The organism is Companilactobacillus tucceti DSM 20183, from assembly GCF_001434665.1.
GTDB classification, from domain to species: Bacteria; Bacillota; Bacilli; order Lactobacillales; family Lactobacillaceae; genus Companilactobacillus; species Companilactobacillus tucceti.
Genome location: NZ_AZDG01000003.1, coordinates 105061 through 128282, shown reverse-complemented (window position 1 = coordinate 128282; position 23222 = coordinate 105061). Strand labels below are relative to the sequence as shown.

Sequence of the window (23222 nt, the reverse complement as noted above, 5' to 3'; positions counted from 1 at the left end):
AATGCAAGAAATTACTACTAAACAAATTAAAAATGCCAAAAAAATAGGAATTGTAGTGGCAGATTTTAATAGTGTCGTTACTAATGCATTATTAAAAGGTGCTGTTCAAAAGCTTCAAGAAAGTTCGATAACTTCAGATCAGATTTTGGTCGTACATGTACCTGGTGCACTAGAACTATCTCGAATTGTAAAGAAATTATCAGATAGCGGTTTAGTCGATGGGATCATAGCATTAGGTGCAGTCATTAAGGGTGAAACTAATCATTATGACTATGTTTGTAAAGAAACTGCAGCGGGATTGAGTCAGGTTTCAATACAAGGTAGGGTTCCAGTTATGTTTGGTGTTTTGACTACTGAGTCCTTAGCCCAAGCCATTGATCGTGCTGGTGGTAAGTCAGGAAATAAAGGGACTGAATGTGCATCCGGAATTATACAGATGCTTAGTGTAGAAGCACAAATAGATTCGTTGGTATAAAGTAAGGCATTTAAAAAGCCTCCATGATTATTAGAATTCATTTTCTAATAATTGTGGGGGCTTTTGTTATTCGCTGATCTCAGCGTCCATTTTTCTTAGTAATTTTAATAGTAATTTTGTTTCGTCTTTTTCAAGTGGCTTAATAATTTGTTTTTCAACATCCTCGAAAAGATTTCCCAATTCTTTGATTATCTCTTCGCCTTTATCTGTCAAAAAAATCCGCTTGTTTCTATCACTACGACGATCTTTTCTTCTTTTTACGTATCCATCGCGTTCAAGATTTTTGAGCATGCTAGAAACACTGGCATCACGAATACTTAAAGCATCAGCAATTTCGCGCTGAATCATTCCTGGGTCCTTTTGAATCAATTCTAGTGTTCTAGCTTGCTGAACTGTTAAATCTAAATTTGTTGATTGCTCATTAAATAATCTTTGCTCGTTGAAAAGAATAGAATGCAGCAAATAATTTATTTCCTGAGCACCTTTGTCCTCCATATAACCCTCCATATTGTAGGTTTTATATCACTAATTATATCATAAGACACGCTAGGATAGGCCTTTTAAATAGGGATTTTTAAACTTCAATAGCTTATAGTTAGATATTTAATAATTAAGTACTTGACAGTTGTCTAAAAAGGTATTATAACTAAAATTATCGATATTTAAATGCTTAGATATCTAAGCGTTAAAAAGTGGAGAAATAAATTGTAAAGAAGTGAGAACAATGTTGTTACGTCATGCGGAAATGAAAGATCTACCACAAATTGAACAAATAATCTTGGATGGGAAGGCCCACCTGGCGGCCCAAAATATCAATCAATGGAGAGGACAATATCCTAATATGGATGTCTTAGTCCACGATATTAACAATGGGTACAACTATGTTCTCGTTGAAGGCGATGAGGTTTTAGGAACTATTTCTGCTATATCTGGACCAGATATGAGTTATCAAACACTTGATGGACAATGGATGACAGAAGAGGGCGAATACGTTGCTTTACATCGAGTTGCAGTTTCAGCTAACCATCGCGGAGAAGGCCTGTCCACAAAACTTTTCAATGCCGTTTTGGATGAATTAAGTCTTAATCCAACAATTAAAGGTATCAGAATTGATACTCACCAAGAGAACTTTGGTATGCAACATGTTATAAAGAAAATGGGATTCACTGAAACAGGAATGGTTAAAGTTTTAAATAGCAGTAATGTTGAACAAGTTTACAATATTGGCTACGAAAAATTGAACTTACCAGTTTCATTACCAATGGCAAACTAAAAATGATCCGTAATCCAATTTTGGACTACGGATCATTTTTTAATTAAAAGTTACGATTCTAATATAACCAAGAAGTAAATACTGGCCATATAAGCACTTACATTTTCAATATAAGGTAAATATTACTCTTTTTAAAATAACCTCTTATATGCGCATAAATTAACTATTTTGCTATTGTTCAGGTTTATTTAACCTAATTATAAATAAGGCAATCAATAGAATTATCACTTCAAACAAGATAGCTTGTCTATCTAGTATTTTTACTGCCCAGGCGCTCAAAAAAATACCGATGAAGAAAGCGATAATTAAAAGCAAACTTCTTTTAGCACGCCTGATAGATTTAGGCTTTTTGTTTACTATCCCATCGACTGTTAGCATACCGACTTTTTTGATATTACCAGACATCATTAAGGTGTTTACCGGTATACCGTGTAACGAACTAAATTCCACAAATTGAGCGGATATAGCAAAAGATATCATTAGGATAGTTATGTTTAGAGGAACTATGTCTCCAATAATCGCTACTATTAGGAAAATAAACATTTCAAAAGTAAGAATTAAGGATTGTCGATCCATTTTGGATTCAGTTGGAAAATGAAGTTGAAACCATTTTGTGATTGCGGCCGCAAAACAATAGGTCAAAATTGGTAATAGGTAATTTAAGATAACAGAAAAGTCTCCGTTTACTAAGTTCACGCCTAATAAGATTAAATTACCTGTTTGCATACTAGCGAAAACATGTCCATGAGTTAGATAAGAATAAGCATCGATTCCACCAGATGTCATTGCTAGTAGTTGTACTATCGCAGTTCTTTCGTATATTGGAAATTCTTTTTCCATATATTTTATTTAATTATCAACATCAATATTGGGATTACTACAAGGCTCATTAAAGTGGTTTCTGTAACCATAACGGCAGCGTAGTTAGAGTCGGCGTGATAGAGCTTGGCAACAACAGGAGCATTCGTCATAACGGGCATAGCGGCTTGAATAATAAATACTTGTTTCATTAGTGCAGGACCAGGAATAAATAAGAATAAAGCACTCATTAATAATGGTGCACAAATGAATCGACCAAATAATATCCCAACATTTTCCCTATGCAAAGTAAGATTACTTAGTCCGGCATTAGCAATTGAGATACCGATAAAGATCATCGACATTGGGATGGTCAAGTTACCTAAGTATTCAAAGTCAGCCATTAGAAAATGAGGAAGTTGGATATGAAAAATCACTAGCAATAAACCAATTATGAATCCCATTAATGGAGGAGAAAATAGTTTACCAAGAGTCTTTTTTAGACTAAAAGAACCTTTTTGTTCTCCATCAACTTGAATCAAATAAGTTCCTAATGTCCAAAAGAAAGTAGTATTAGCCATGTAATAAACTAATACGTAAGGCAAACTTTCTGAACCAAATAGCGCCATATTTACTGGTAGACCAACAAAGACCGTATTGGAGTTAAAAAACATAGACGAGAATAGTCCACGGTGTTGCGGGTCAATTTTCAATAGGCGAATCATCAAAACTGAAACGCCAATTAAAATGGTCATAGAAAGGCATGGAATAACTAAGTTAGGCAATAGAGTGATCAATTTGTGAGCCGTAAAATCTTTAGTTATGGTAAAAATCATATAAGCCGGTAAGGCAACTTGTGTAACTAATTTTGCAATTAGTTTAGTAGTATCTTCAGTGAACCAGCCCTTTAGAGCCAGAGCGTATCCAACGGCAATAAGTCCGATTATTATGAAGATACCTTGGACACTTTGAAAAAATACTTCCATATAGTAAATTCCCCTTAGTAAATTTCTGTATATACCTTAACATGTTACACTTTTGAGTTACTTGTGAAACGATTTTTTTTGATAAATAAAAAAAGCATTTACGACTAACGTCGCAAACACTTGTATTTTTAGGCTCTTGTCATTTTTTCTCTGATAAAGTAAATAATTGTCATGACGAGAAGGAAAATTACCCCTACTAACAATGAAACTGTTGTTTCGGGATTTAAGAACATAAAAATGAGAATAATGATAAGTGAAACAATAGCAAAATAATTACTAAATGGATACCAAGGCATTTTAAAGGGATGTTCATCCATATGTTGTTTATTTTGTTTTCTGAATTTTAATTCACTGAACAAAATAACAAACCAAGGAACCATACCTGGAAGAACACTAGAACTATAAACAATAACAAAGACATTATTTGAAGTGTGGAATAAAGCTGGAAGAGAGAAGTTTAATAATAAACCAATCAAAATACCAGCTGAAATAGTGATAACTGGTAAGTATGGAACGTGATGTCTGGATAGTTTAGTAAATGCTTTTGGTAAGTTGTGTTCCATACCAAGTGTATAAAGCATTCTACTTGAACTAAAGATACCAGAATTACATCCAGACAGAGCTGCAGTAAGAACAACAAAGTTAATGATTTCTGCGGCAAAAGTAATACCAACTTTAGCAAATGTTTCTGTAAATGGAGAACCCATAGTACCTAGCTTGTTCCAAGGATAAATTGAAACGATAACAAAAATTGCACCAATATAAAAAATTAAAATTCTACCAACGATAGTTCTGATAGCTTTAACGATATTTTTTTGTGGATCTTCAGCTTCACCAGCTGTAATACCAATAACTTCAATTCCTTGATATGAACCTACAACAATAGATAACGCAAAAATAAATCCTTTAAAACCGCCAGTAAAGAAACCACCGTTAGTCCAGAGATTACTAATACCAACGGGTTGGCCATGATTACCAACACCAAAAATAATAACTAAAAGACCCATAATGATCATGAAAATAATTGTTAAGACTTTTATTAAAGCAAACCAAAATTCTAGCTCACCATAAGCTTTAACAGAAGCTAAATTGGCAGCACAAAGTGTTATTACAACAATAACTCCCGCGATCCATTGAGGCATATTGGGCCACCAAAATTGAAGATAAGTACCAACAGCGATAACTTCACTAATACCAACACAAAGATATTGGAAGACATTACTCCAAGCAGTCAAATAACCAACTACAGGGTGAATATATTCAGCACCAAATTTGGCGAATGATCCAGTAGATGGATCGACGTAAATCATTTCCCCTAAGGCACGCATAACAATATATAAAATTACACCAGCGAATGCATATGCCAGCAAAACTGAAGGTCCGGTCCATTTAATAGTAGAGGCAGATCCCATGAAGAGCCCAACCCCGATAGTTCCTCCAAGAGCAATCATCTGCATCTGTCGAGATGACAAACTACGGTTTAACGTTTTGTTTTCTTTATCCATAATTATGGACCACCTTTCTTATTTAATCCCTGTTCACAGTTTGAAAACAACTGTAACTCTACTGTAGAATCCCATCTTACTACAACTTTTCAAAAAAATCTCTATTTTTTTAATAAAATTCTAATAAAATAACCGTAAACAGGCTATAAATTAATAAGTCTTTCTTTGAAAGGGCTTTTAAAATAAAAAAACCAGTTGAATTTTCAACTGGTGGATGGAGAAGATTTATTTTGTAACGGTACTTTGAGGTTTAGGTGTGAGTGTCCATGTTATTACGGCATTATATTCACGCTTTTCTTTGGTAGAAGTTCCAGTAGACCCTTTTGGTAGGTACAAACTAGCACCGTCAGTAAACTGTGAAAATGTAGCTGATACAACTCCTGGATTGTATTCACCGGAATCCAGATCAATAACATTTGTATCAGATGTTTTAGTATCGGATAATACGGCCTTCTTAGAAAATATTGGATGAGGGGTATTAGTACTGATACCATTGCCTTGGGCATTGATCAAAGCTTGCGGATTAAGGGTTAATTCAAAACCTGAAATAGGTTTGTCATCACTATTAAATGGTTGAAGGGTTGAAATTTTTGCCCCAAGTGTAAAACCAGCGGATATTGCATTAGTGCCAGATATTGAAACACGTGAGTCAGTAACCTGAAGTAAACCAGTATTGTTACCATCGCTATTACCATCATTAGCTGTGGCAGCACCGGCAGAATTATTTGAATTGTCGGTTGTATTTGATTTAAGGCTGACCTTGGCACCATCAACAGCACGGAAACTAAAATCCGGTACCGCATCTAAAGTTAAAATACCAGAAAGGACGGTAACTGAAACTGTGGAAGTCTTTGAATCAACAACTGTACCGTCAGCAGCTGTGCTTGTTCCGTCGGAGGCAACTGTCGCAGTAGTAGTATCTGCGTTAACTGTGTTTGTGGACAAAGTTAGGAGGGTTGAAGTGGCTATTAACAAGCTAAATAGGACTCTTTTTAATTTTTTCACAGTATACCTCCTCCCACAAAGATTCTACTTAAATAGTATCAGACAACCGATTGTTTATTTCATCAGCTTTCGTAAAGGATTTTTATAATTTATGAATTATTATATTAATTAATTTTAGGTTTGAACAAAATAAAATAATCTAAAAATTAAACTATATTTCAATACTAGATGCCAATAAAATGCTGTTCATTTTGGAATGAGTCTGTATATAAATCATAAATAAACTTATTCTTAATTTTCTGACACAATAAATTGTCGGAGTTATTTCAAAATAAATACGGTTCAATTGACAATATAATAAAGTTGCTATATGCTCTTAGACATAAATTTATTAGGAGGTCTTCACATGCTTTTAACTAACACTCAAAACCTATGTTGTTATGGCTCGCATCGTTTGCGAACCATCATTTTGAGTGTCTAAAAGTTTATTGAAGACAATAATGATGTTTTGTAAAGGGTGCGGATTCTTTTGAATCTGCACTCTTTTTTTATCTAAAAATAGGAGAGTGGAAAAAATGAAATTTAATACAAAACTTATTCATGGTGGTATCAGTGAAGATAAAGAGACAGGAGCAGTTTCAATACCAGTTTATAGAACATCGACCTTTCACCAACATAAACTTGGCGGAGAACCAAAGTGGGAGTACGGAAGAACAGGGAATCCTACTAGAAATGCTTTAGAGAAATTGATTGCAGATATCGAAGAAGGTAAATTTGGGTTTGCCTTTGCTTCTGGTTCGGCAGCAATACATGCTGTATTTTCATTATTCTCAAATGGAGATCATATTATTGTAGGAAACGATGTATATGGTGGAACATTTAGGCTGATCAATAAAGTGTTAAAAAGATTTGGATTGGAATTTACAGTTGTTGATACCCAGGATTTAAGAGCTGTTGAAGCTGCAATAAGAGACAATACAAAAGCAATTTATTTAGAATCACCAACCAATCCACTGTTGAAAATTTCTGATATTTCTAAAATTTCAAGTATTGCACAGGTGCATAACTTAAAAGCTATAGTGGATAATACATTTGCGACGCCATATAACCAAAATCCACTAACATTAGGAGCTGATATAGTTCTCCACAGCGCAACCAAATATTTAGGTGGACATAGCGATGTTGTCGCCGGATTAGTTGCAACCTCTGATGACAAAATTGCTGATGAGTTGGCCTTTTTACAAAATTCTATTGGTAGTGTTTTGGGACCGGATGACAGTTGGTTACTTATGCGTGGAATTAAAACTCTTGGAATCAGAATGAGAGTACATCAAGAAAACACTAAAATCATTTTCGATTATTTAAAAAATAATGATAAGGTTGGTCAAATTTATTATCCAGGTGATCCGGATGGTCTTGAATATGAAGTAGCAAAGAAACAAATGCGTGGATTTGGGGCTATTATTTCATTTGAATTAAAAGAAGGACTAGATCCAAAGAAATTTGTGGAAAATTTGAAGTTGATAGACTTAGCTGAAAGTCTAGGTGGTATTGAGAGTTTGATTGAGGTTCCTGCAGTAATGACCCATAGTGCAATTCCTCGTGATATTAGATTGAAAAATGGCATCAAAGATGAGTTGATTAGATTCTCTGTCGGAGTAGAAGATTCCGAAGATCTTTTGGATGATTTAAAACAAGCTTTTGCCAAAGTTTAGTGGTGTAGTATCATGATGATAATTACAAAGGGGGCTTTATAATGATCTATTCACCATTAAATGAATGTGATGTTCCAGGATTCCAAAACTAATAAAAAAAGTGGAGGAAAAAATGAAATTTAAAATAGATGAATCATTAAAAAATAAGGTATCACTAGGAATAACTGTAATTGATTTTGAAAATCAATCTTATGATAAGAAAATGTGGGATGAATTATTAAATCCAATTGATGAAAAAATAAGTCATGAAGATACTCTGGAGACAATTAGAGAAAATCCCACGATTATGAATACTAAAAAAGTTTATAAAGAGTTAGGGAAAGATCCTGCAAGATTTCGTCCTTCGTCTGACAGTTTATGGAGAAGAGTTGTCAAAGGAAAGGGGCTTTATCAAATCAATAGTCTAGTTGACTTGAATAACTATTTATCGTTAGTTTATAAGCTACCGTTTGGTAGTTATGATTTGGACAAAGTTGCAGGGGATATCGTTTTAACTTTAGGTAAACCAGGTGAAACTTATAATGGTATTGGCAAAAAAACTATCAATTTAGAGAATATGTTATTACTTAAAGATGAAGACGGTCCTTTTGGTGGACCTACATCAGATTCAACACGTGCGATGATAGGTGATAACACCAGAAGTGCCGTGATCGTAGCTTATATATTTGGCGTTGATAGGTTAGATACTGAAAAAATCCAATCATCAATTTCAATGTATGCTAAAAAATATTTGAAAGATATTACTATTAAAGAACAGCAAATAATTCAATAGAATGCGTTCATCTTTATAGAATTAAGATAAATAAGGGGGCCACGACATAAGTCGTAACCCCCTTTTTTGTTTTTGAACTTTTATAGACTAAACGTGTGAAAAAAAGCTGCAACCTCCACATAGCTACGAACCACAAATGATTGATGGTACCAATCATTCGTGTCTCTAGGCTATGCTCCAGTGGCAAATCGCTTTTTTTGCACACTCTTTTATTTTGCCCCAGGATCAATACGTTCAATAATTTCACGAGCTTGATCGGTAGTTTTAGTTTGCATCAAATCATTTCTGATTGCTGAAGCGCCTTTCATCCCACGAACGTAGATTTTAAAGAATCGTTGTAAGGGTGCAAAATGTCCAGGAATGCCCATAGCGACAAACTGGTCGTAAAGATCTAATTGATAACGTAGAAGATTTAATAGTTCATGACTGGAATGTTCCTTGGGATTTTTTTCAAACGCAAATGGATTCATGAATATTCCACGGCCAATCATAATACCATCTATACCGGGATGTTCATTTGCTAATTTTATTCCTGCTTGATAGTCAGCAATATCACCGTTGATTTGAAGTAGTGTATCAGGAGCATACGTATCACGCATTTGTATGAGTTGATCTATCAATTCGTAGTGAGCTGGTACCTTACTCATCTCTTCACGTGTTCTAACATGTACAGTCAAAACTGGAACTTGTTGTTTTAATAGGAAAGGAATCCAGGTTTCAAACTCTTCTATCTCGCTATATCCGATTCTTGTTTTTACACTAACAGGTAGTCCACCTTGTCGTGCACCTTCGATAACTTCTTTAGTAGTATCAAAATGGCGAATTAAATCGCTACCGCTATGGTTTTTAATAACGGCTATATCAGGACAACCGGTATTGATGTCGATAGCTTCATATCCTTGCTTTGCGACCTCTTTGGCAGCCTTAGAGAAATCCTCTCCAGAATTTCCCCATAACTGTACTATTGGTTTAGGATCTTCTTTAGGATCAATATATAAACGTCCCTTAGTTGTTTCTTTAGCTAAAGGATGCGTGATGCTTAACGCATTTGTAAATTCTGTATAAAAAATATCCGGTGCAGCTGCTTTCATAACGACGCGACGAAAAACAGAACCTGTTACAGCTTCCATCGGAGCCAAGCTAAAGAAGGGGCGATTTTCCTTCTTAGCATTTTCTGTGATGCGATTCCAGTATGCTGACTGAGTCACATTTTCACTTCCAATCCAAATTAATGACAATACTAATTACTATAAGTATTATGACTGCCAGTTGGCAAGTAATTCGCCTAAATTAGATGATATTAATAAATTTCTTCAAAATAAAAAAGCATGTTCTCAGTCGAGAATATGCTTTTCCTTCATTTATTTAGAGCTTTTTTGTGATTCGTTATGTTTTTTAACAAGTAAATATACAGGTAGACCAAGTATAGTAATACCTAATCCAAGTAAAGCAAGGGATGTTTGTGTGAAGATTGTTGAAACGACGATAAAGATACCACCCAAGATAGCTACTATTGGAGTAAATGGGTAAAGTAAAGCTTTATATGGACGTTTCATGTCAGGTTCACGTTTTCTTAAAATAATAGTAGCAGCGAATGTCATTGTGTAGAAAATCCAAATAACGAATACCAACATATCTGTTAGTGTATTGAAGTCACCTAGAAATACCATGACAAAGGCAATAACAAGTTGTAATAATGCAGCTGCGACCGGAATACCAAGTTTTGATACATGGGATAATTTATTACTGAAAGGTAATGATTTATCTTTAGAAAGTGCATAAGGAATACGTAAACCGGTCATAGTATAACCGTTAATAGCTCCGTATACAGAAATCAAAATACCAATCGTAACTAATCTACCACCAAAATCACCGAAAATAACTTTGGCTGCATCAGCAGCGGTATTTTCATTACCAATAATGCTATGAATAGGTAGAGCTTTTAAAAAGGCATAATTAATAAATAAGTAAATTACCGTGATACCAAGTAAACCAAAAATAATAGCACGTGGTAAATCCTTCTTAGGATTTTTCAGCTCACCAGCAATATTACCTACTTGGATCCAACCATCATAAGCAAACATTGTGGCAAGTAAACCATGACCTAATCCTGTTAGGAAGTTGATATTTTGACCAGATTTAATTGGAAATAGTGGAACGGGTGCTCCATGTTTTGAGAATAAACCAAAAATAATTATAAGTGCGATAGGTATTAATTTGAATACAGTAGTAAATGTTTGAAATCCACCACCATATTTAGAACCGCATAAATTGATCAAAGTAATAGATGCAGCAACGACCAATGCCATTGGAATTAGCCATTTCATACTAATATCAAGTAGATAAATAAGTTGAGTACTAAAAATAATAGATAAAGCAGATATATTAGCTGGGAAATAGATAACCATTTCGGCCCATCCTAATAGGAAAGAAGGGGTTTTTCCGTAAGTATGGTTAATATATTCAACCATCCCACCTGTTTTTGGAATAGCAGCAGAAAGTTCAGCTGTTGTTAGTCCTGCAGCAATGGTAATCAAACCACCAAGTAACCAACTAAAAAGCGTTAGACTTGATGATCCTGTTACCTGCGTAACAACCGGCGTTTTAAAGAAGACCCCCCCACCGATAGCAGTTCCTATTACTGTTGAAAGAGCCGCCCAAAAGCCAATATTTCTTTTGAGCTGTCCATCTTCATTCATTTTACTTTCCTCCTTATATTGAGAATGTTTTCACAATCATTCTATCAAAGTTTAAAATTTTTGAAAGGCCAAACAGCATTTTTTATAAAAAGTTGCTTACTTTGACTCGATTTTTTGGAATCCTAAAGTTGATCTTTTTGATACTAAAACCAAATTTTTGAATTAAAAAATTGAGGTTTTTGCATTAGCACAATACAAGTGTTCATTGTAAATAAACAACAATAATCTACAAAAAAGTAATGACAAATTATAATGAACGTATTAGTGATACTGAAAAGCCTGTATAGAAGATTTTGTATATGATTTTTGATCATTTATATAAAAAGTGTCAACTATAAATGGACATCTTAATTCAGTCTTTTGATTAATGCAAATGTCTATTCATTAATAATGTACAGCGTGGTTAATAAGTTTAAAATAATAGATTTATATTGCGAACTTATGAAAGTGAATTCATTCACTTTAAAATAATGCAATAAAAGTTTTTTAATGTTAAAAAAATCACTAACTCTACTTAGATATTCCAAAAAAGTGATATGATAATAACAACTACAAAAAAATAGAAAGCTTGGAGTAGGGTATTATGCGACGAAAATCAATTGAGGATTTAATAAATGTTTCAAAAAACAAACCCAAAACGTTAGGACTTTTCGATCTAACTATTATGGGTGTTGGAGCCATTATTGGTACTGGAATTTTAGTTTTAACTGGAATTGTAGCTGCTACAGATGCTGGTCCGGGGGTAATATTTTCATTTCTAATTGCTGCCTTGGCAAGTGCTTTGATCGGATTATGTTATTCAGAATTAACTACCGCCATACCGAGTTCGGGTAGTGCTTATGTTTATTCGTGGATAACAATGGGTGAGCAAATAGCGTTTTTCTCAGGTTGGACATTACTTGGGGTTTATATAACAACCACTGCGACTGTCGCAACTGGATGGACAGGGTATGTAGCCTCATTCCTGAGAGAAGTTGGAATTAATTTGCCTAAGGATTTAATTTTATCACCATTTAATGGAGGATTGGTAAATCTACCGGCAGTTATTATTGTTTTGCTTATAACACTTTTACTAACAAGAGGTATGAGTGAAAGTAAGGTCGTTAACGATGTTTTGGTTCTAGTTAAGATAGGAATTATCATACTATTTGTTGTCGTTGGATCTTTTCATATTAAAACGACTAATTGGAAACCATTTTTACCGTTTGGTGTGAAAGGTATTTTTACAGGAGCATCAACTGTCTTCTTCTCGTTTTTAGGTTTTGATGCTTTGGCAACTTCAGCAGAAGATTGTAAAAAAGTTCAAAAAAATTTACCTATAGCTATTATTTCATCACTGGCTATATCAACATTGCTGTACATCATTGTTAGTTTAGTAATGACTGGAGACGTTAAGTATAACTTATTGAATGTTCCAGAGGCAATGTCATTTGTTTTAATTACTGTTGATCATCCAATCGTTGCTGAAATTGTTTCACTTGGAGCTATCTTAGGTATTCTAGCGGTTATTCTAGCCTTCATTTATGCATCTTCGAATATCGCCATGGCTATGAGTCGTGGAGGATTTATACCATCATCCTTTAGTAAGTTGAATAAAAATACACAGACACCGAATAAGTCTCTGTGGATGATAGGTATAATAACTTCTATTTGTTCAGGATTATTAGACATTAAGAAACTGGCCACTTTCGCCAATGTAGGATCTTTGTGTATTTTTCTATTGATCTCGGTTTCAGTGGTTCTGTTAAGAAAACAACATCCAGATTTAAAACGTCCATTTAAAGTTCCTTTTGGAATTGTTTTACCAGTGTTATCTGCTTCTGTCTGCGTTTTATTACTATTTAATTTGCCAATTACCGCTTGGATGAATTATCTCGGCTGGTTAGCAATCGGATTATTGCTATACATTACTTATTCTAAATCTCATGTCATATATTAGAACCGTGTTCATTCTCGGTGAATAAATGTTATTTTTTTTGTTCACTCTTGTTAAACACTTCACTAAATACACAAAAACGTAATTTATTTTTACATTAAGGAAACATGAAATTACGACAATGTGAAATAGAAATTACTTAAAGTCAAAGGCACAAATTGTCAGTTGAAATTTGAAATAGGATCCGTAAATGATTTTGATCAATGATAATTTACAAAGATCGTTCAGAATGTATTGAATAATTATAAGTAAATCGACTTGATGTTATTGCCTTTATATCAAGGGAAATGAGGCTTTATATTATTTTGAAAGATGGATAAGGAAACACAAATCGTTACTATTAAAAAAATCAGTTAACTAAATAGGAAAATCCGTATTAATGATTATTAATAGAAAATAATTTATATTTTTTCCCGAAAGCGCTTGCAAATCACAATATAGTACGCTATATTTCAAGTGTAAGATAAAAGTGAAAAACTTAACAAAGGGGGCTTAAAGAATGGCGAATTTTTATATTTTAACCAATAATCCGATGGTTGAAGAGAAATATCCAGAAATTACAGAATTTGAAGAAGATTCAACAGTTGGGGATATTTTTAATCACAGTAGAGATGCCATTCATTTAGGCGCCAATTTGATTAATCATCCACTTGCTGGAAGTATCAAACCCAATCAAAGCCCATATAAGAGTTTAGTTTTGAGCGATCGAAAAGGCGATTTGGATATGTTCTCGTTAACTTTAATTGAGGGGGCTAATCAAGTGTTAAAGAAATTAGGTCCTAGAAGACGTGGATATGCTGAAAGTGTCTTAGAGGATTTTCAAGTGATAGATTTGGACCTATTAGATTCGGCTATTGATGGATTACCTTATGAATACCATGAATAAATAGACTTATAAATTGTCTTATGTGTAGGGAGGAGAGTTTTATGTCAGAGATATATGATCTTTTAATTGTTGGTGCAGGACCCGGTGGTTTAGCTGCAGGTATTTATGGAAGTCGTGCAAAAATGAAGACTGCTGTATTGGATAAGAATGCTGAACCAGGTGGACAAGCTTCAACAACAGATGAAATGGAAAATTATCCGGGATTTTATAAAGGTACTACAGGTCCTGGAATTATGAAGGAATTTGCAGATCATGCTAAAGCATTTGGCACAGAATTTTTAAGAGGCACAGTTGATGAAGTTGATTTTACTGGACCTATTAAAACAGTCCATACACAACAAGGCGATACTTATGAGTCTAAAGTGGTTATCTTGTCACCAGGTGCTACTCCTAGAAAAATCAATGTCAAAGGAGAGGCTGAACTAAGAGGTAAAGGTGTAAGTTATTGTGCAACTTGTGACGCTGATTTCTTTGTAGATTTAGATGTTGTAGTCGTAGGTAATGGTGATGCTGCCATTGAAGAGGCAATGTATTTAACTAAATTTGCTGAAACAGTAACTATCATTGTTATTCATGAAGAAGGAAATCTTGATTGTAATAAAGCCAGTGCTGAAAAGGCTATGAAGAATCCAAAACTCAAGTGGGTCTGGAATTCAACTGTTGAAGAAATTGCTGGTGACGAACTAGTAGAAAAAGTTGTTCTAAAGAACATCAATACTGGCGAACTAACAGACTTAGAGACAAATGGTGTCTTTGTATTTATTGGTACAGAACCACATACAGACTTTCTTAAAGGAAAAGTTGAATTAGATGATCGTGGTTATCTTGTTGCTAACGATATGATGGAAACTAACGTTCCTGGAGTTTACGCAGTAGGGGATGCAAGAGTTAAGTATCTACGTCAAGTTGTAACAGCAGCAGCTGATGGAGCTATTGCCGCATCTGCAGCTGAAAAGTACTTATCAGAACTAGAAACACTACAAAATGATGTTCTTGATGAAAGTAAAAAGAAACCAGTTATCTTGGCATTTTGGGCACCACAGGTAGAAGAAAGTATTGATTCGATCGCTATTGTGGATAAGGTTGTCGAAGAGAAAAATGGTTCTATTGGATTAGTAAAACTTGATACATATAGAGCAAAGAAAACAGCTACACAATATAATGTTTCAGAAATTCCTACTATTGTATTGTTCAAAGATGGAAAAGATATAGCTCGTCTTGAAGGTACAAAGAATATTACTCCAGAAGCATTAGAAGATTTATTGAAAGAATCTGTTGAAGTCTAAAACAGATGAATAAAAAGTTTAGAGAGATCTAAATTTTTTATCTTTGAAATTTAGTCCTGTATTAGATTTCAAAGATAAAAAATTGAAAGGGGGCGAAGATGATGATGGAACATCTTACAAAGGAGAACTTTGAAGAAACAATCAGTAATTCGAAAGGTTTAGTTATGGTGGATTTCTTTAGTCCAAAATGCGTACCATGTATGGCATTGATGCCTGATGTTGAAAAACTATCAGACGAAAAATCTGATGTAGCTACATTCTACGCATTTGATACTACAGGAAATATGAGAATGGCCATGAAACAAAAAGTAATGGGCATCCCAGCATATCTATTCTATAAAGATGGTGAGAAAGTTGCTTCTCTAGGAAAAGACATTCTTGAAGAAAAAGGAATGGCAGCTGTAACAGCTAAACTAGATGAATTAACAGTTTAGTTTCATCATTGATTGAATAACTGCAAATAGGCAAGGAATGGAGGGATATTATGCGATTAGAAATTGGCAATATCCTAATAAAAGATATTGCCTTCGGCTCAAAAACCGAAGTTAAAGATGGCACACTTTTCGTTGATAAAGACGAATTGATCGAAGCCGCAACAGGCGGAGATGAAAGAATCAAATCTCTTGATGTGTATTTAGCAAAACCAGGTGACAAGACTCGTATCATTCCAGTTAAAGATGTCATTGAACCACGTTGTAAAGTTGACGGAAAAGGCAATATTTTCCCAGGTGTTATTGGGGATGTTGACCAAGTTGGTTCAGGACGTACACATGTACTTAAAGGTGCAGCAGTTGTAACAACTGGTAAGATTGTTGGATTCCAAGAAGGAATCATTGATATGAGTGGTGAAGGTGCTAAATATACACCATTCTCAAAACTAAATAATATTGTAATTAAGATGGAACCAATTGACAGCATCAAGCAGCATGAACATGAAGAAGTAATTCGTTTAGCTGGTTTTAGAGCTGCCAACTATATTGGTGAAGCAGGAAGAAATGTTGAACCTGATGAAGAAAAGGTATATGAAACAAAGCCACTTCTAGAACAAGTTAAACAATATCCTGATCTACCAAAAGTCGTATATGTATATGCACTACAAACACAAGGACTTATGCATAACACCTTCTTCTATGGCGCAAATGCTATGAAGATAGTTCCAACGTTTATGTATCCAACAGAAGTATTTGATGGAGCTATTACAAGTGGTAACTGTGTTTCAGCTTGTGATAAGAATCCATCATATGTACATCTGAATAGTCCAGTTATCGATGATTTATATTCAAGACATGGTAAAGATATTAACTTTATCGGATGTGTCATTACCAATGAGAACGTAACGCTACAAGATAAGAAACGTTCATCAAATATGACTGCTAAATTGGTTGAAATGCTTGGCGCAGATGCAGCAATCATCTCAGAAGAAGGATTTGGTAATCCTGACGCTGACTTAGTTATGAACTGTAACAACCTTGAAAATAAAGGTATTAAGACAGTTCTTGTAACTGATGAGTATGCTGGACAAGATGGTGCCAGTCAATCATTAGCAGATTCAACTCCAAAAGGAGACGCCGTTGTAACTGCGGGTAACGCCAATGAAGTTATCGATCTTCCAGTTATGGATACAGTTATCGGACATCCAGAAGTTGCCAACATTATTGCTGGTGCTTGGGATGGAAGTCTTCGTGAAGATGGATCAATTGAAGCTGAACTTCAAGTAATCACTGGTTCAACAAATGAACTAGGATTCTTCAATCTATCAGCTAAAACAATCTAATAACGAAATTATAGTAAACATTAAATTTAATAAAATTGAAGGAGAGCACATTATGGGTATTCTTGAAAACAAAAAGATCGCCATTTTAGGCGACCGTGATGGAATTCCTGGTATGGCTATCGAGGCTTGTGTAAAAACAGCGGGCGCAGAAGTTGTATTTTCAACAACTGAATGCTTTGTTTGAACAAGCGCGGGAGCTATGGACTTGGAAAACCAACAAAGAATTAAAGATCTTACAGACAAATACGGAAAAGACGATCTAGTAGTAGTACTAGGTGGTGGAGAAGCAGAAGCTTGTGGCTTGGCTGCTGAAACCGTATCAACTGGTGATCCAACATTCGCTGGTCCATTAGCAGGAGTCCAGTTAGGACTCAAAGCATATCACATGTTTGAACTAAAAGATGAAGTAGATCCAGCAGTATATGACGAACAAGTATCAATGATGGAAATGGTATTAGATAAAGACGCTATAAACAAAGAAGTACAAGAATATCGTGGATAGTTTTCACTACTTCCCAAACCTTTTGTAAAGGAGGAAATAAAATGACCAAAAAAAGAATTGTGCATTACATAAACCAATTCTTTGCCGGGATCGGTGGTGAAGAGAAGGCTGATGTTAAGCCTGAAAAGAGAGACGGTGTTGTTGGACCTGGTATGGCGTTTAAAGGTCAACTAAATGATGTAGCCGAAATCGTTGGTACAGTTATATGTGGTGATAGTTACTTCAATGAAAATGAAGCAGAAGCTTCAGAAACTGTTCTTGAAATGATCAAAAGCTACGATCCAGATCTCGTTATCGTAGGACCAAGTTTTAATGCTGGTCGTTACGGTGTCGCTGCTGGTGCAGTTGCCAAATTGGTTGATGAGAATCTTCATTTACCAGTTGTTGGTGGGATGTATCCAGAAAATCCTGGTTTTGAGCTATACAGAAAGCACGGATATTTTGTAGAAGTTGGTAACAGTGCTGCTACAATGAGAAAAGCAATTCCTGCAATGTCTTCTGTCGCAAAGCAAATTATTGACGGCAATAAAGAAATTACAGGCTATATGCCAAAAGGTCTCCGTGAAAATGTATTCAGAGAAGAACGTGGTTCAAAACGCGCTGTTGAAATGCTCGTAGATAAAATTCAAGGCAAGGAGTTCGCAACAGAATATCCAATGCCTACCTTCGACCGTGTCGATCCAGCTCCGGCCGTTAAAGATATTACAAAGGCTAGAATTGCCTTAGTATCATCTGGTGGTCCGGTTCCTAAAGGAAATCCAGACCATATCGAATCATCAAGTGCATCTAAGTATGGTAAATACAGCTTGAAAGATATCGATGACTTTACACCAGAAAACGGACAAACAGCTCATGGTGGTTATGACCCAGTCTATGCAAATGAAGACTTGGATCGTGTCCTACCAGTCGACGTGATTAAAGAAATGCTTGCTAACGGTGAAATCGGTTCGTTACATGATTATTGGTACGCTACCGTTGGTAATGGTACATCTGTAGCAAATGCTAAGAAATTTGGTACAGAAATTGCAGGGCAATTAAAGAAAGACGGCGTTGATGCTGTTATTCTTACATCCACTTGAGGAACTTGTACTCGTTGCGGTGCAACGATGGTTAAGGCTATTGAAGCCACAGGACTCCCAATTGTTCACATGTGTACAATTGTTCCTATTTCTAAGACTGTTGGTGCTAATAGAATCGTTCCTACAGTCGCAATTCCATATCCTCTTGGAAATCCAGAATTGGATCCAAAAGATGAAAAAGAATTACGTAGAAAACTAGTAAGAAAAGCTCTTAAAGCACTTGAAACACCTGTTACTGAACAAACAGTGTTTAGCTAGTAGGGAGCTCAAGAGTTTCAACTAGGAGCCGAAAATTTTTCGACTCCTTTTTTTATAAGTAACATTTTTTTCAAACAATTATTTTGGGGGTGCAGAGTATGACTTTTCCAGTACTTAAAGGAACCGCTTATACATTAGTTCATACACCGGATATCTTGGTACATGAAGGTAAATTGCAAGAGAGTGAAATGAGAAATAATCCAGACTCAGATTACCTCAAAGCTATCCCAGATCATTTACGCTCATTCGAAGATGCTGTAGGTTATGGACCTAATCAAGCTTATATTGGTAATATTCATCCACGTGATTTAAAGAATATTGAAAAGCCTTGGTATGAACATCCACTAAAGGATGCTACTACTAACGGTAAATTTGGTTCAATCATGTCTGAGGATATGTTTTATGGCTGTTTGAAAGCCGTCGACATGTTTGATCTAGTCGTTTTAGAAGCCAGCTATCAAGAAGAAATTGCTAAAAAATTAAATGATGATCCTGTAATTGGCAAGTATTGGGTAACTTTAGATAAATTGACAGAAAACCCCAGTACTGTTGATGAAATCAAATCATTGATCGAAGATAAAGATGCAAAACCATTGTATCTTGACGGAAAACTCGTTGGTTGCATTAAGAGAGCCCATGAATTTGATGCAGCTTTAACAAGTGACGTTATGTTCGAAAACTTAGTAAGTAAAGCCTCAGCAGCTTATGTATTAGCTGAATTATTTGCTAAAAATGATATTAAACCCAACGATGTTGACTACTTAATTGAATGTAGTGAAGAAGGCTGTGGTGATATGTTCCAGCGTGCCGGTGGTAATTATGCTAAATCTATCGGTGAAATTTGCGGATGTGTAAACGCAACTGGTTCAGATACAAGAAGTTTTTGTGCCGCACCATCTCATTCAATGGTAGAAGCTTCAGCCCTTGTGCAAGCTGGAGTATATTCAAACATTGTAGTTCTTGCCGGTGGATCATCAGCAAAATTAGGAATGAACGGAAAAGATCATGTTAAAAAAGATCAACCACTTCTTGAAGACTGTTTAGGTGCTTTTGCTATTCATGTGGGTGAAAACGATGGTAAATCTCCTGTTATCCGTACCGATATTGTTGGTAAGCATAAGATAGGCAGTGGTGCTGCTCCACAAGCTATCATGCAAGCTATTGTTGCGGACCCTCTAGAACATGCAGGTTTATCAATTAAAGATGTTGACGTATTTTCTGCCGAAATGCAAAATCCTGAAATTACTGTTCCTGCTGGTGCTGGAGACATACCTTCAGCAAACTACAAGATGATTGCTGCTTTAGGAATTATGAAAAAAGTGTTTGCTAGAGACGAATTAAATCAAGTCGTTGAAAATATTGGTATGCCAGGATTTGTGCCTACACAAGGTCACATTCCATCTGGTGTTCCATTCTTGGGACATGCTAAAGAAATGATTGAAAATGGTGATATTCACCGTACTATGATCATTGGTAAAGGTAGCTTGTTCCTAGGAAGATTAACAAACCTCTTTGATGGTATTTCATTTATTGTAGAAACAAACGACGGCCATGTTGGAGATGATTCAGTCGATAAAGACACAATTCGCCAAATGATCGCCGAATCAATGAAGAAATTCGCTGATTCTCTAAAATAAAGAATAAACCATCCTTAAGGGGGGAGAAAAATGGAAAATAACGTACAAAACACTATTGCTGATGTGTTTAATGAAATTGCCCAAGGATTAGAGAGTGGTAATTTTGGCTCCAGACCTCGTGTAGGTGTAACGTTACTTGGTAGTGAACATGGTGAAGAAGAAGTTCTTCGCGGAGCTGAGTTAGCACAGGCAAATGATCCCTCCATTGAAGTTGTTGCTATTGGTACATTGACGGATACAAAACTGGAAACAGTCGCTGCAAAGGATCCTGAAGATGGGCATAACAAAATGGATGAGATGTTAGCTGATGGTAGATTAGATGCCGCAGTAACAATGCATTACACTTTCCCAATTGGTGTATCAACTGTGGGTCACTCTACTACACCAGGTATTGGCAAAAATATGTTTTTAGCCAATACTACAGGCACTTCAGATATGGAGCGCATCAGCGCTATGGTTAAAAATACTATCTCTGGTATAGGTGTTGCTAAAGCCAATGGTATTGAAAATCCAACTGTAGGTATTTTGAATATTGATGGAGCACATCAAGTTGAGAAAGCATTGAATAAATTAAAAAATAATGGTTATGAAATCAATTTTACACAGAGTCATCGTGCTGATGGCGGTGTAGAAATGCGTGGTAATGATTTACTTCAAGGTGTCCCAGATATAATGGTTATGGATAGTTTGACTGGTAACATCATTACTAAAGTAATGAGCTCTTTTCTAACAGGTGGAAGCTATGAATCTGTTGGTGAAGGATACGGCCCTGGTGCCGGTAAAGGGTATGACAAGATTATCAATATTGTAAGTCGTGCTTCAGGAGCTAACGTTATTGCTGGTGCATTAAGTTATGCAGGTAGGTGTGTGAAGGGTAACTTAATAGATAAAGTAAACGCTGAATATAAAGCTGCCGAAAATGCCGGCTTGTCAGAAGTATTGGATAATTTGACAGCTGCTCCTAAGAAAGAAGAACAAGCTAAGGTCAAAGAACCTGCTAAAAAAGCCGTTTCAGAAGCTATCTTAGGTATTGATATTCTAGTGCTAGAAGATGCTGTTACAGAGCTTTGGAAAGCTGATATTTACGCTACAAGCGGCATGGGATGTACAGGTCCAGTCGTTATGGTAGCGCCAGAAGATGAAGATCATGCTCGTGAAGTTTTAAAGAAGGCAGACTATTTGTAGTAGAGTGCAAGAAAACATGGTCAGCTTTCGAGTATTAAGGCAAATGGCCCCCAACAATCCGATCTTGGATTGTTGGGGGCCATTTGTTTTAAACGTAAAAAGCTATGTTTTCTTGCACGTTTCGGCAGCATATTTAAGCAAGAAATATTTATACCACAGTCCAGCTTTTAGTATTTGTCGGAAATATTTTTACTTTTAAAAATATACTCGAGATTACTGTTATATAATAAGAAATGTATATAGTATAAAAGAAAATAATAGGAGAAACAGTATGATTATATGTAAAAACTGTGGTCATTTGAATCCAGAGGGGTCCAAGTTTTGTGAAAATTGTGGGGCGTTGATTGAAGAAACTAGAGCCCATCAATCTGTAGTAAGTCAAGGTGAACGTCAAGTTGAACAAGAGACACAATCGAGTAAACTGTCTCCTAAAAAGCCTAATAATAAATCTTTGATCATTGGGATTATTATTATTGTTTTGCTTGTTTTAGCTGCAGGGTTTGATTATATGAAAAATCATAATGGTGACGAGACTAGAACAGAAAATACTAAAAATTCTACAGATAAAAATAATAAACATGATGAGCCAAAAAGTAATCAATCTTCTTCTGATGCAGATGTCAAAACGATTTTATCGAGTAATCTATCTGGTATAAAAGGTGATACTACAGCTTATTACTATAATTTAGATGATGACACTACAGCTAGTTATGGCGATGCTAAAACTCCTCAACGTGCGGCTAGTGATATTAAATTGTATATTATGGCAGCGGCCTTTCAAAAAATAGCTGACGGTGATATTTCACTTAATGACCGTTATGAATTGACTAATGATGATAAAGTTGGTGGAACAGGTGTCACTCAAAATATGCAGGCCGGAGAATCATTAACATATCGTGACTTGATCGATTACATGATAACTAAAAGTGATAATACAGCAGCCAATATCATTACTAAAGAAGTAGGTGGTATGAGTGCTGTTAATGATGAAATAGAAAAATTAGGTTTAAGTGACAATACTAAAATGGAACGTATGTTAATGGATCAAGATGCGTTGGCTGAAGGTAAAGATAATAAGACAACATCGTATGATTTAGCCATATTTATGAAAAAACTTTATCGACACGACGTGGTATCAGCTAAATACGATAAAGAAATGATGTCAGTTTTATCTAATACAAGTAATCATTCGAAGATACCTGCGGAGATAAACACTAATGTAGTTGATGTTTATAATAAAACAGGTGAATACGCTGATTACGGTGTAGAAAATGATGCGGCCATTCTAAAACGTGATAATAAAGCCTTTGTTTTAGTAGTTATGAGTCAAAATGGAGATTCTGATGAACAAAAGGATGCAATGGGATCTCTTGGTAAAGAGTTGACCCAGGAAATTTTAGGGAATTAAAGAGTGTGACAACACATGTTCAGCTTTCGAGCATTAAAGTAAATAAAGTAGGTAATCCAATTGGATTACCTACTTTATTTGATTTAAGCGGAAAAAGCTATGT

The 23222-nt window shown here is 35.3% G+C and carries 21 protein-coding genes; 14 read left to right on the top strand and 7 right to left on the bottom strand.

What is annotated here, in order from left to right:
• The first annotated feature begins 1 nt into the window (after nucleotide 1).
• Nucleotides 2-475 carry a 6,7-dimethyl-8-ribityllumazine synthase gene (gene ribH, locus FC72_RS02455; protein ID WP_057764431.1) on the top strand — a complete coding sequence of 158 codons (474 nt, stop codon included), beginning with the start codon at nucleotides 2-4 and terminating at the stop codon, nucleotides 473-475.
• 66 nt (nucleotides 476-541) lie between these two features.
• Here the strand turns inward: ribH and FC72_RS02450 are convergent, their stop codons facing one another.
• Nucleotides 542-970, bottom strand: coding sequence for a MarR family winged helix-turn-helix transcriptional regulator (locus tag FC72_RS02450; RefSeq protein WP_057764430.1), 429 nt, complete (start codon nucleotides 968-970; stop codon nucleotides 542-544).
• Nucleotides 971-1199: 229 nt separating this feature from the next.
• On the opposite strand from FC72_RS02450, the gene FC72_RS02445 reads away from it, so the two are divergent.
• Nucleotides 1200-1748, top strand: a complete 549-nt coding sequence (locus FC72_RS02445) for a GNAT family N-acetyltransferase (protein WP_057764428.1) — start codon at nucleotides 1200-1202, stop codon at nucleotides 1746-1748.
• 171 nt (nucleotides 1749-1919) lie between these two features.
• Here FC72_RS02445 and FC72_RS02440 read toward each other — a convergent pair whose 3' ends face one another.
• From FC72_RS02440 to FC72_RS02425, 4 genes are all read right to left on the bottom strand, one after another.
• On the bottom strand, nucleotides 1920-2588 hold the full coding sequence (locus FC72_RS02440; RefSeq protein ID WP_057764426.1) for a YoaK family protein: 669 nt from the start codon (nucleotides 2586-2588) through the stop codon (nucleotides 1920-1922).
• 5 nt (nucleotides 2589-2593) lie between these two features.
• Nucleotides 2594-3532: an AEC family transporter gene (locus tag FC72_RS02435; protein WP_057764424.1), complete on the bottom strand. Its 939-nt coding sequence runs from the start codon at nucleotides 3530-3532 to the stop codon at nucleotides 2594-2596.
• 128 nt (nucleotides 3533-3660) lie between these two features.
• Nucleotides 3661-5037, bottom strand: coding sequence for an amino acid permease (locus tag FC72_RS02430; RefSeq protein WP_057764422.1), 1377 nt, complete (start codon nucleotides 5035-5037; stop codon nucleotides 3661-3663).
• Between the two features lie 225 nt (nucleotides 5038-5262).
• Nucleotides 5263-6042: a WxL domain-containing protein gene (locus tag FC72_RS02425; RefSeq protein ID WP_057764420.1), complete on the bottom strand. Its 780-nt coding sequence runs from the start codon at nucleotides 6040-6042 to the stop codon at nucleotides 5263-5265.
• A 515-nt stretch (nucleotides 6043-6557) separates the two neighbouring features.
• On the opposite strand from FC72_RS02425, the gene FC72_RS02420 reads away from it, so the two are divergent.
• A complete protein-coding gene (locus tag FC72_RS02420; RefSeq protein ID WP_057764418.1) occupies nucleotides 6558-7697 on the top strand; it encodes a trans-sulfuration enzyme family protein in 1140 nt (379 codons plus the stop codon).
• 112 nt (nucleotides 7698-7809) lie between these two features.
• Nucleotides 7810-8469 carry a B3/B4 domain-containing protein gene (locus FC72_RS02415; RefSeq protein WP_057764416.1) on the top strand — a complete coding sequence of 220 codons (660 nt, stop codon included), beginning with the start codon at nucleotides 7810-7812 and terminating at the stop codon, nucleotides 8467-8469.
• Nucleotides 8470-8678: 209 nt separating this feature from the next.
• Here the strand turns inward: FC72_RS02415 and FC72_RS02410 are convergent, their stop codons facing one another.
• Both FC72_RS02410 and FC72_RS02405 read right to left on the bottom strand, forming a co-directional pair.
• Entirely contained in the window at nucleotides 8679-9677 is a 999-nt protein-coding gene (locus tag FC72_RS02410; RefSeq protein WP_057764414.1) for a tRNA dihydrouridine synthase, read from the bottom strand.
• A gap of 153 nt (nucleotides 9678-9830) precedes the next feature.
• Nucleotides 9831-11168 carry an APC family permease gene (locus FC72_RS02405; protein ID WP_057764412.1) on the bottom strand — a complete coding sequence of 446 codons (1338 nt, stop codon included), beginning with the start codon at nucleotides 11166-11168 and terminating at the stop codon, nucleotides 9831-9833.
• A 583-nt stretch (nucleotides 11169-11751) separates the two neighbouring features.
• Between FC72_RS02405 and FC72_RS02400 the strand changes: the two genes are divergently transcribed.
• From FC72_RS02400 to FC72_RS02345, 10 genes are all read left to right on the top strand, one after another.
• Nucleotides 11752-13107, top strand: coding sequence for an APC family permease (locus tag FC72_RS02400; protein WP_057764410.1), 1356 nt, complete (start codon nucleotides 11752-11754; stop codon nucleotides 13105-13107).
• Nucleotides 13108-13603: 496 nt separating this feature from the next.
• Nucleotides 13604-13990: a GrdX family protein gene (locus FC72_RS02395; protein ID WP_057764408.1), complete on the top strand. Its 387-nt coding sequence runs from the start codon at nucleotides 13604-13606 to the stop codon at nucleotides 13988-13990.
• Between the two features lie 41 nt (nucleotides 13991-14031).
• Nucleotides 14032-15276 carry a thioredoxin-disulfide reductase gene (gene trxB / locus FC72_RS02390; RefSeq protein WP_057764406.1) on the top strand — a complete coding sequence of 415 codons (1245 nt, stop codon included), beginning with the start codon at nucleotides 14032-14034 and terminating at the stop codon, nucleotides 15274-15276.
• Nucleotides 15277-15377: 101 nt separating this feature from the next.
• Complete coding sequence (locus FC72_RS02385) at nucleotides 15378-15710, top strand: thioredoxin family protein (RefSeq protein ID WP_157051089.1); 333 nt, start codon at nucleotides 15378-15380, stop codon at nucleotides 15708-15710.
• 50 nt (nucleotides 15711-15760) lie between these two features.
• Nucleotides 15761-17050: a glycine/sarcosine/betaine reductase component B subunit gene (locus FC72_RS02380; protein ID WP_057764404.1), complete on the top strand. Its 1290-nt coding sequence runs from the start codon at nucleotides 15761-15763 to the stop codon at nucleotides 17048-17050.
• A gap of 52 nt (nucleotides 17051-17102) precedes the next feature.
• Nucleotides 17103-17552, top strand: coding sequence for a glycine/sarcosine/betaine reductase complex selenoprotein A (grdA, locus tag FC72_RS02370; RefSeq protein ID WP_083480723.1), 450 nt, complete (start codon nucleotides 17103-17105; stop codon nucleotides 17550-17552).
• A 41-nt stretch (nucleotides 17553-17593) separates the two neighbouring features.
• Entirely contained in the window at nucleotides 17594-18889 is a 1296-nt protein-coding gene (gene grdB, locus FC72_RS02365) for a glycine reductase complex selenoprotein B (protein ID WP_083480722.1), read from the top strand.
• 98 nt (nucleotides 18890-18987) lie between these two features.
• A complete protein-coding gene (gene grdC, locus FC72_RS02355) occupies nucleotides 18988-20526 on the top strand; it encodes a glycine/sarcosine/betaine reductase complex component C subunit beta (protein ID WP_057764394.1) in 1539 nt (512 codons plus the stop codon).
• Nucleotides 20527-20556: 30 nt separating this feature from the next.
• A complete protein-coding gene (gene grdD, locus FC72_RS02350; protein WP_057764392.1) occupies nucleotides 20557-21711 on the top strand; it encodes a glycine/sarcosine/betaine reductase complex component C subunit alpha in 1155 nt (384 codons plus the stop codon).
• A 271-nt stretch (nucleotides 21712-21982) separates the two neighbouring features.
• Nucleotides 21983-23119, top strand: coding sequence for a serine hydrolase (locus FC72_RS02345; RefSeq protein WP_057764390.1), 1137 nt, complete (start codon nucleotides 21983-21985; stop codon nucleotides 23117-23119).
• Nucleotides 23120-23222 lie beyond the last annotated feature (103 nt).